At 60.1% G+C, this 9,540-nt stretch carries 9 protein-coding genes; 3 read left to right on the forward strand and 6 right to left on the reverse strand.

What is annotated here, in order from left to right; genetic code table 11:
• The 3 genes from pyrE to rpoZ all read right to left on the reverse strand — a co-directional run.
• On the reverse strand, positions 1 to 457 hold a 457-nt coding region (pyrE, locus tag ACQY7U_RS11745; protein ID WP_428644646.1), incomplete at its 3' end, for an orotate phosphoribosyltransferase.
• A 32-nt stretch (positions 458 to 489) separates the two neighbouring features.
• Positions 490 to 2,736, reverse strand: a complete 2,247-nt coding sequence (locus ACQY7U_RS11750; protein WP_428644647.1) for a RelA/SpoT family protein — start codon at positions 2,734 to 2,736, stop codon at positions 490 to 492.
• 108 nt (positions 2,737 to 2,844) lie between these two features.
• Positions 2,845 to 3,240 carry a DNA-directed RNA polymerase subunit omega gene (gene rpoZ / locus ACQY7U_RS11755; RefSeq protein WP_428644649.1) on the reverse strand — a complete coding sequence of 132 codons (396 nt, stop codon included), beginning with the start codon at positions 3,238 to 3,240 and terminating at the stop codon, positions 2,845 to 2,847.
• A 400-nt stretch (positions 3,241 to 3,640) separates the two neighbouring features.
• Here rpoZ and ACQY7U_RS11760 point away from each other — a divergent pair, with 400 nt between their 5' ends.
• Both ACQY7U_RS11760 and ACQY7U_RS11765 read left to right on the forward strand, forming a co-directional pair.
• Positions 3,641 to 4,237, forward strand: coding sequence for an NYN domain-containing protein (locus ACQY7U_RS11760; protein WP_428644651.1), 597 nt, complete (start codon positions 3,641 to 3,643; stop codon positions 4,235 to 4,237).
• Positions 4,238 to 4,246: 9 nt separating this feature from the next.
• A complete protein-coding gene (locus ACQY7U_RS11765; protein WP_428644652.1) occupies positions 4,247 to 4,912 on the forward strand; it encodes a uracil-DNA glycosylase in 666 nt (221 codons plus the stop codon).
• Positions 4,913 to 4,936: 24 nt separating this feature from the next.
• Here ACQY7U_RS11765 and ACQY7U_RS11770 read toward each other — a convergent pair whose 3' ends face one another.
• Together ACQY7U_RS11770 and ACQY7U_RS11775 are read right to left on the reverse strand one after the other, a co-directional pair.
• Positions 4,937 to 5,707 carry an arginyltransferase gene (locus ACQY7U_RS11770; protein ID WP_428644653.1) on the reverse strand — a complete coding sequence of 257 codons (771 nt, stop codon included), beginning with the start codon at positions 5,705 to 5,707 and terminating at the stop codon, positions 4,937 to 4,939.
• A gap of 54 nt (positions 5,708 to 5,761) precedes the next feature.
• On the reverse strand, positions 5,762 to 7,597 hold the full coding sequence (locus ACQY7U_RS11775; protein ID WP_428644655.1) for an SLC13 family permease: 1,836 nt from the start codon (positions 7,595 to 7,597) through the stop codon (positions 5,762 to 5,764).
• Between the two features lie 469 nt (positions 7,598 to 8,066).
• On the opposite strand from ACQY7U_RS11775, the gene ACQY7U_RS11780 reads away from it, so the two are divergent.
• Positions 8,067 to 8,588 carry a universal stress protein gene (locus ACQY7U_RS11780; protein ID WP_428644656.1) on the forward strand — a complete coding sequence of 174 codons (522 nt, stop codon included), beginning with the start codon at positions 8,067 to 8,069 and terminating at the stop codon, positions 8,586 to 8,588.
• A gap of 16 nt (positions 8,589 to 8,604) precedes the next feature.
• Here ACQY7U_RS11780 and ACQY7U_RS11785 read toward each other — a convergent pair.
• A partial coding sequence (locus ACQY7U_RS11785) for a methyltransferase (RefSeq protein ID WP_428644658.1) occupies positions 8,605 to 9,540 on the reverse strand: 936 nt, incomplete at its 5' end.

Genomic DNA, 9,540 nt, shown 5'->3' on the forward strand with positions numbered 1-9,540 from the left:
CTTCCCCGCCGGACCGGTCGATCAGACAGGCAACAGCCAGAACTTCAGCACCAAGAGCTTTCAACGAGGTTACCGTTTCACGGCTGGAAAGGCCTGTCGTGACGATATCCTCAACAACAATCACGCGGGCCCCCTCCGGGAGCTCGAAACGGCGCAGCCGGAATTCGCCGCCTTCGCGCTCCACCCACATGGCCGGAACCTCCAGATGACGCGCGGTTTCATAGCCCGGAATGAGACCGCCGAGGGCCGGGGAGACAATGTAGTCGATCTGTCCGAGGTTCGAAGTCCTGATTTTTTCGGCCAGCGCCTTGCAGAGCTTTTCGGTCTTGTCCGGATACATGAAGACCCGGGCCTTTTGCAGGAAAACCGGGCTGCGCAGTCCCGAAGTCAGAATGAAATGGCCTTCAAGGAACGCTCCGGCTTCCCGGAAGACATCCAGCACTTCGTCACGCGTCATGAAACAAGATCCCCTTGATCTGAGCAGTCATGTCAGCCGTTGACCCGGCTGACGCTCGATACATTCGATTTGGAACGCAATTGATTGATGATCCGATTCAGGTGTTTCAGGTCCCAGACCTCCAGGTCGATGTACATCTGATGGAAGTCCGGCGCCCGTTGAACCATCTTCACATTGTCGATATTTCCGCTGTTTTCACCGATCACCTGCGCAATGGTGGCCAGCGAGCCGGGTTCGTTTGCGGCCGATATGTCCAGGCGAGCCGGAAACCGTTCGGGGTTGTTGACGTCGATATCCCAACGCACATCAACCCAGCGCTCGGTCTGGTCGTCGAACTCCTTCAGCGCCGGCGATTGTATCGGATAGATGGTCAGTCCTTCCGACGGGGTCAAGATGCCCACGATCCGATCGCCGGGAACCGCGCCGCCATTGGGGGCGAATGTGACCGGAATATCGCCGGAAAGGCCCCGGATCGGCAAGGCGGGTCCTTCGATGTCGGCCTCTTTGGATGCTCCCGGGTCCTTGTCGCCGTCAAGGTCCTCGTGGGGGATCCTGAATTTCAGTCCGTGTCCCTGTTTCAGGCCGAACCAGCCTTCTTCCATCGGCGGGCCGGAAATGGCGACACGTGTGTCCTGATAATCCGGATGCGCACTTTTCAGGACAGTCTGAGCGCTGAGGTCGCCCTGGCCGACGGCCGCCAGCAGGTCGGCGACACTGCCCAGGTTGTGCTCGTCCAGAACCGCTTCCAGAAGGTCTTCCGAATAGGCCTTGTCCGCCCGCGCGAAAGCCCGCTTCAGGATGTGTTCCCCGAGGGCGCCATACTGCTTGCGCACGGATTCGCGCGTTGCCCTGCGGATGGCGGCCCGAGCCTTGCCCGTCACTGCGATCGCCTCCCAGGCCGGTGGCGGGGTTTGGGCAGGGGAGCGGATGATCTCGACCTCGTCGCCGTTGTGCAGCTCGGTGACCAACGGCATGATCTTGCCGTTGATCTTGGCGCCGACGCAGGTGTTGCCGATGCCGGTGTGAACCGCATAGGCGAAGTCGATCGGCGTCGCGCCGCGGGGCAGGGCGATCAGGCGCCCCTTGGGCGTGAAGCAGAAGACCTGGTCGTGGAAGAGTTCCAGCTTGGTGTTTTCAAGAAACTCTTCCGGTGTGTCGCCCTGGGCCAGAAGTTCCGTCGTCCGGCGCAGCCACTCGAAGGCGCGGCAATCGTCCGTGTGGCGGGCAATATTGCGTCCGCCGAGTTCGCCGTCCTTGTAGAGGGCGTGCGCGGCAATGCCGTACTCGGCCACCCTGTCCATGGAAATGGTGCGGATCTGCAACTCGACGCGCTGCCGGGACGGGCCGACGATGGTGGTGTGGATCGACTTGTAGTCGTTCTGCTTCGGCGTCGAGATATAGTCCTTGAACCGGCCAGGAACGGTCGGCCAGGTCGTGTGGATGACGCCAAGAACCCTGTAGCAGGCTTCCACGGTTCCGACGGTGACCCGGAAGCCGTAAAGGTCGGACAGTTGCTCGAAGCCGATGGCCTTGCGCTGCATCTTTCGGAAGATCGAATACGGACGCTTTTCGCGGCCCTTGACCTCCGCGGCCATGCCGCGCTCGGCGAGGCGTTCGGTCAAGGTGGTTTCGATGCCGCGGATCATTTCGCGGTTGCGCTCACGCAGGTCCACCAGGCGGTCGGTGATGGTCTCGTAGGCTTCCGGGTTGAGCGTGTGGAAGGAGATGTCCTCCAGCTCCTCGCGCATGTCGTGCATGCCCATGCGCCCTGCGAGCGGCGCATAGATTTCCATGGTTTCTTCCGCGATCCGGCCCCGCTTGTGCTCCGGCATGTGATGGAGCGTACGCATGTTGTGCAGACGGTCGGCGAGCTTCACGAGAAGAACGCGGACATCGTCGGCAATGGCGAGCAGGAGCTTGCGGAAATTCTCCGCCTGCTTGGCTTTGCGGGAAACCAGATCGAGGCGTTTGATCTTGGTCAGGCCATCGACGAGCTTGCCGATTTCCTCACCGAAAAGACTGTCGATTTCCGCCCGGGTGGCGTCGGTGTCCTCGATCGTGTCATGGAGGAGGGCAACGGCAATGGTCGCATCGTCCAGACGCAGATCGGTCAGGATCGCGGCAACTTCGAGCGGATGGGAGAAATAGGGGTCGCCTGATGCGCGTGTCTGGCTGCCATGTTTCTGCATGGCATAGACGTAAGCCTTGTTCAGCAGGGCTTCGTCCGCTTCCGGGTTATAGCGCGTAACCCGTTCGACGAGTTCGTATTGACGCATCATGGCCGCAACCGACCCTGGCAACCGGCTGAGACATCAGCGGGACAAACAGACAAAGTCTGAAGCGCCGGCCGGAACCGGTCGCGCTTCAGACAAACTTGTGACGCAGAATCAAACGTCGTCGGTCCGCTCCGGTGGGACCAGACCTTCCAGGCCGCGCAGCAGATCTTCTTCGGACATGCGGTCGAATTCAACCGCGCTGTCGTCCACTGCATTCACCTGGGTCACCTGCTGCTGGGACGGCACGACCGGCACGGCTTCCGCTTCCGGCTCGTCCACTTCCACGAACTTCTGCAGCGAGTGGATCAGGTCTTCTTTCATGTCTTCCGGGCTGACGGTCTGCTCGGCGATCTCACGAAGGGCGACAACGGGGTTCTTGTCGTTGTCGCGGTCGATCGTCAGCGGCGAACCGCTGGAGATCATGCGAGCGCGATGCGCAGCAAGCAGCACCAGCTCAAACCGGTTTTCGACCTTGTCGATGCAGTCCTCGACGGTCACGCGCGCCATTCGACGTCTCCATAAGTTTAAGGAACTTGAAAAACCAGCGTATAGTGTTCGTGTCTGGAAAAAGCAACCCCTTGTCAAATCTGAGAGGTGACGGGTGTAAAATCCCCGAGAGGCGTTCATACTTTGCTGCTTTTTTGCGGCATTTTTGAAAATCCCGCTCGCTTTTGCGTTGCGGCCTTCCAATATAATGGTGTAGGCCACTAAAACGGTCTTTTAGAATCATAGAGGCCGTTCGGAAAAACAAAACAATAAGCTGTCTGAAGCTGCCGGTAGAGTGGTTGTAATACAGCAATTATGCGTTGTTTTATAGAGTGGGCAGGATCGATCCGGTTGCGGGAAACGGGATCTGACGACACATCACTTTGAAAAGCGCATACGACTCGGAAAGGTTTCAAATAAGATGTTTGACGCTCGAGAAAAGGTTGCTTTGTTCATTGATGGAGCCAACTTGTATTCGACGGCAAAAGCCATCGGCTTCGACATCGATTACAAGCGCCTTCTGAAAGAATTCCAGGGACAGGCATATCTGCTGCGCGCCTACTATTATACGGCGCTGATCGAGGATCAGGAGTATTCCTCGATCCGGCCATTGATCGACTGGCTCGATTACAATGGCTACAAGGTCATCACGAAGCCGGTTAAGGAATTCGTCGACAGTGCCGGCCGCCGCAAGGTGAAGGGCAACATGGATATCGAACTGGCGGTGGACGCGATGGAACTTGTCGAATCCGTCGACCACATCGTTCTGTTCTCCGGTGATGGCGACTTCCGCTCGCTTGTGGAAGCGCTTCAGCGCAAGGGCCGCAAGGTCAGCGTCGTCTCGACCCTGAAGACCCAGCCGCCGATGATCGCCGACGACCTGCGCCGCCAGGCAGACCATTTCATTGATCTGGCCAGCCTTGCCTCCAAGATCGGCCGCGATCCTTCGGAACGTCCGTCCCGTCCGCCGGTGACGGCTCCGGTCGACGACGAAGATGATGACGACGACGACTACTAAGACGCATTGATGTCCGCTTCGAATAGTGATCAAGGGCCGGTCGATCCGCCAGCGGATTGTCCGGCTTGTCCAAGGCTGGTTGCACTCCGGGAGGAGCTGAAAACAGCCTATCCGGACTGGCACAACGCCCCTGTCCCTTCCTTCGGGGCGCGGTCCCCTCGGCTCCTTGTCATTGGACTGGCTCCCGGCATGAAGGGCGCCAATTGCACCGGCCGTCCCTTCACGGGCGACTATGCCGGAGATCTGCTTTATCAGACTATGCTGGACTTCGGCTTCGCCGAAGGAACCTATCTGGCCCGGCCGGATGACGGCTTGACGCTGAAAGACGCCATGATCACAAACGCGGTGCGTTGCCTGCCGCCGCAGAACAAGCCGACCGGGGCCGAGATCAGGACCTGCCGGCCGTATCTCCTGTCGACGCTTGCCGCAAATCCGTCGATCCTCGCGGTTCTGGCGCTCGGCCGGATCGCCCATGAGACCTTTCTCTCCGCCTTGCAGCTGCGCCGGGCGGATTTTCCCTTCTCCCATGGCGCCGAACATGATCTGCCCGGGACGGGCCTGACGCTGTTCGACAGCTATCACTGCTCCCGCTACAACACCAACACCGGCCGCCTGACGGAAGAGATGTTCCGGTCGGTGTTCGGAAAGATCCGCACTTTTATTCCGCAGAAGTGAATAGCTCGGAGAAATCGCCGCGTGTCAGGGTTCGCGGCGGTAGTCTTCCGCGTCGACCACGGCCCAGCCGTTCGGGCCGAGATGCTCCTGCGGCTTGAAGCGGGCCTTGTAGGCCATCTTGGCGGAGCCTTCGACCCAATATCCGAGATAGACGTAGGGCAGCTGCAGCGCGCGCGCCCGCTCGATATGGTCCAGGATCATGTAGGTGCCGAGCGGCGTCCGGGTATAGGCCGGATCGTAGAAGGAATAGACCATCGACAACCCGTCCGACAACTGGTCAGACAAGGCGACGCCGAGGAGGGGACCTTCTCCGACGCCGGTGAGGCCGCTGTCCGGTCCACGCCGGCGGTATTCGAGGACGATCGTTTCCACATGGGTGTCTTCGACCATCATCGCATAATCGAGCACGCTCATCTCGGTCATGCCGCCGTTTTCATGGCGGGTCTGAAGATAGTCACGGAAGAGGTCGTATTGTTCAGCCGACGGACTGGGCGGGAGCTGGGCACCGACGATGTCCGTCCCGGATTTCCAGACGCGTTTGAAGGACTTGCTCCATTGGAAATCACGGACTTTGACGCGCACCGATATGCAGGCCTGGCACTGCTCGCATGCCGGCCTGTAGGCAATGTTCTGGCTGCGGCGGAAGCCGCCCTGCGTCAGCACTTCGTTGAGGGCCGGCGCACCATGTCCCACAAGGTGAGTGAACACCTTGCGCTCCTGCTTGCCCTCCAGATACGGGCAAGGCGCTGGTGCCGTCAGATAGAACTGCGGATGATCTGTTGGGTGCCGTGTCACCGTGTTGTCCCGCGATGCCTCATTTTACCGGTTCCTGCCCCTTATCCGGCCAGCCTACAAACCGTAATACCAAGGGGCGACCAGGGAAAAGGTCAACCATAGAATAAGCGTGAGCGGGGTTCCTGCCAACACAAAGTCGTTAAAGCGATAGTGACCGGGTCCCATGACGATCAGGTTGGTCTGATAGCCGATGGGGGTCGCGAAGGAACTGTTGGCCGCGAATATCAGGCAGACGACGAAGGGTTCCGGGCTCTGCCCGATCTGTTCAGCCAGGTTTATGACAATTGGTGTGAAGAGGACCGCCGCTGCGTTGTTCGACAGGAAATTCGTCAGGATCATGACAATCAGGAACAGGGCGGACAGCATGACGGAAGGCGACGCCCCTTCCAGGAAATGCACCAGTGCGGTGGCGATGGCCGTGGCGCCGCCGGTCGCATCCAGTGCGACCGCACCGGCAAGGGAGGCGCCGATCAGCATGAAGATGCGGCTGTCGATGGCGCGCAGGGCCTGGCGGATGTTGAGACATCCGGATGCAATCATGGCAAAGGTCCCGGCAACCGCCGTGGAGACGATCGGCACCAGACCGCTGGCGGCAAGGGCAACCACCAGGGCGAAAATGGCCAGGGCGCGGGGCGCATAGCGTTTGCGGGGAACTTCTGCTGTCGACCAGTCGAGAAGGAGCACGTCCCTGTTGCCGCGCAGGCGCGAGATGTCGTCCTCGTTGCCGGCAACCAGAAGCACGTCGCCCGATTCCAGACGGATATCGTTCATCGCCATGCGCGGCATGCGGCTGCGCCGCTGAATGCCCATCACCAGGCAACCGGTCTCGGTATAAAAACCGGATTGCGGCAGGGTCCTTCCCATCATGCGCGAGGCCGGGGCCACGACCACTTCCGCCAGGCTCATGGAGCCCGGGGTTGCCGCGTTGGCGTCCCGGCCGGACGCATTCGTGTCGGAATCCGCTTCCATCAGCGGCTGGCGGCGGGCAAGCGCGTTGGCGAGCGCGCTGCGCGTCGCGGCTACAATGACAGTGTCGCCCGGTGCCAGTACGACATTCTCGAACGGCGGCAGGATCGGTTTCTGACCACGCTGCACGAGCCGGACAGTCATGTCCTTCAGCTTCGGGAACATGCCGGAGATGGATTCGACCCCCACCAGCGGGTGTCCGTAGGTGATCTCGATCTGGGCGATGAACTGCTTGCCGGAGGTGGCCTGGAATTCCTCGGCCATGGTTTTGCGTGCCCTCAGCAGGCGCGGCATCAGGAACAGCACATATAGCGCGCCTACGCCCGCCACGATCATTCCGATCGGCGTAAAGCTGAAGAAAGTAAGACGCAGATCCGAGCTCTGGGCGGCATAATTTGCGACAAGCAGGTTCGTTGAGGAGCCGATCAGCGTCGTCATGCCGCCGAGAATCGCAATGAAGGAGAGTGGCATCAGCACCCGTGCGGGTGACTGGCCGACCGTTGCCGCAACGGCGGTCAGGATCGGCAGGAACATCACCACGACCGGTGTGTTGTTGAGAAAGGCGCTGAGCGCTGCAACCGTTATCAGCGTCGGGATCGCGGCCCAGTGCGAACGTCCGCGTGTCATGCGGACGATGGCCTTGGCGGGGCCTTCCAGAGCGTCGGTCTGAAACAGGCCCTGACCGATGATCAGGAGGCAGATGACGGTTATGAGGGCAGGGTTTGCAAAGCCGGCCAGGAAGTCCGCGGTCGAGACCAGCGAACCATCCGGTTTTTCGACCGGAACGACGGAAAAGAGGATGATGAACGCGGAAACCGATCCAAGAGCGATTGTTTCAATCGCATAGCGCTCGATGGCGTAGAGGACGACAGTTGACGCAATCACCACCAGGGTCAGCGCCATTGCAATATCAACTGAATCCATTCACCTGCCCAAAGCCTCGAGTGGCCACCCTCTGACGGCGCACTTTAGAACAGGCAGTCCGGGTATTGGAAGAGCCATGGACCGAGATTGCCGTTGAAAGTTTAGGGCAAGTGGGCCCGTGCTGAAACCGGGGCAGTGTCTTCCTTCGTTCGGGCGGCGGCGTGAGGGAAGACTGCCCGGCGCGTTTTGCCTCGTCGCAGGGTGCGGCGAACTGGCATTCGCCCATCACCGTGAATTTTGATAAGATACATCGATATCCCGGAAGTTCGTGGCCGCAAATTGTTTGAGCGGACCCGTTGTTACCCAGCCTTGATCCTCACGGACGGCCGCGTGCCGGAGGCGGGCATCAGGGACGCCCTGACGGTCACGGTGAAATGCATATTCAACCGGCGCCGCAATCTCGTTGATCGCTTGTCAATGAAATCGATTCCGGCACGTCCATCATGGACGGGACCATGGGAGAAATGTGATGTCCAGGAAGATTTTGGTCGCAATTGATGGTTCTGACGCGGGTAACCGCGCCCTGGCCTTCGCTGTTGAGTATTGCTCAAAAGTCGGCGGCGATCTCACGATCATGCATGTGTTGATGCACGGAAAGCCGGCGGAGGAACTGGAGCGCCTGGCCGTGACCGAGCATCTTGTCAAGGAGACGGCAAGCCGGATCCTGCCCGACGAACTCAACCTGCCGCCAAGCCTTGCGGACGTCCTTGCCCACCCCGAAGCCGACATGGCGCGTGCGGTTGCGGAAATCGGCGACTATCTCGTCCAAAGTGCACGCTTGGAAGCCGAGGAGGCGGGAGCTCAAAACGTTCGCACAAGGATCGAGAGAGGCGACTATGCGGACGCCATCCTCGACGTCGCGTCCGATATCGGAGTGGACCTCCTCGTGATGGGACGGCGGGGATTGGGGCGCATCGGGTCGCTCTTTCTCGGCAGCGTCTCGAACAAGGTGCTGCAACACGCCCAATGTACCGTGACCGTGGTTCGCTGACGAGTTTCTGGGGTTTTTAAACCGGATCCGCCACTATGATCGCGAGGCCACGCTGGGATTCGCCTTCGACCACCGATGCGATCCGGTACCCCACGCCGGCAAGCAACTGGTCGAACTGGATCAGAGAACGTTCCTTTCCGCCGAAAAGCGCGAGCATGGTCAGATCCAGACCCTTTGCGAAGGAGGGCTCGTTGCCGGGCGGGACAATGAAATCGACAATGACGAGACGTGCGCTGTTTCCGCCCGCGGCACGGCAATTCCTCAGGATGCGTGCCGCATGCTCATCGTCCCAGTTGTGCAGGACGCTTTTGACCAGATAGGCGTCAAAGCCTGAAGGTATTTCCTCAAGGAACGATCCACTCAGGATTTCACAGCGCCCGCCGAGACCGTCCGCGGCGAACTCCAGTTCGTTGCGTCCGGACACCGCTGGCAACTCGAACAGGCCGCATTCCACTTCCGGGTGGCGTGCCATGAGTGCGCGCACGAAACTTCCCCGGCCACCCCCCACGTCGAGCAGGCGGCCCAGGGACGTGAAATCATAAAGGTTGAGCAAATACTCCACGTCGCCGTCGTAGAGGCGCGTCATCAGATTGTCGAAGATCGCCCCCAGCTCATCGTTCCGGCCGAGATAGTCCCAGTAAGACATGCCGTTCAGATCGGCAAAGGCGGATTGCCCGGTTTTCACCGAATGGAACAGGTTCGCGAAGGTCGAGACATAAAGTTCGCCCACGATAATGGAGTAGTTCCAGGCCGGTCCCGGAGCGTCTCGGTGCAGCAGGCGCGACATGTTCGTGTTGGAGAAAACCTCGAAGGTTTCTTCCCGGTAGATGCCCTCGGCCGCCAGTGACCGCATGATCTGATAGAGTGGGCCGGCGGCGACCGAACAGAGTGCGGCCAATTCCTGAACCGACTTGGGGCCGTCCATCAAATGCTCCGTGAGTTCCAGCTTCGC

It is taken from the genome of Roseibium sp. (assembly GCF_050301095.1).
Classification (GTDB): domain Bacteria; phylum Pseudomonadota; class Alphaproteobacteria; order Rhizobiales; family Stappiaceae; genus Roseibium.

Coding starts and splice junctions, on each gene's coding strand:
- ACQY7U_RS11750 (WP_428644647.1), bottom strand. CDS start 2,736: ATGATGCGTCAATACGAACTCGTCGAACGGGTTACGCGCTATAACCCG.
- rpoZ (WP_428644649.1), bottom strand. CDS start 3,240: ATGGCGCGCGTGACCGTCGAGGACTGCATCGACAAGGTCGAAAACCGG.
- ACQY7U_RS11760 (WP_428644651.1), top strand. CDS start 3,641: ATGTTTGACGCTCGAGAAAAGGTTGCTTTGTTCATTGATGGAGCCAAC.
- ACQY7U_RS11765 (WP_428644652.1), top strand. CDS start 4,247: ATGTCCGCTTCGAATAGTGATCAAGGGCCGGTCGATCCGCCAGCGGAT.
- ACQY7U_RS11775 (WP_428644655.1), bottom strand. CDS start 7,597: ATGGATTCAGTTGATATTGCAATGGCGCTGACCCTGGTGGTGATTGCG.
- ACQY7U_RS11780 (WP_428644656.1), top strand. CDS start 8,067: ATGTCCAGGAAGATTTTGGTCGCAATTGATGGTTCTGACGCGGGTAAC.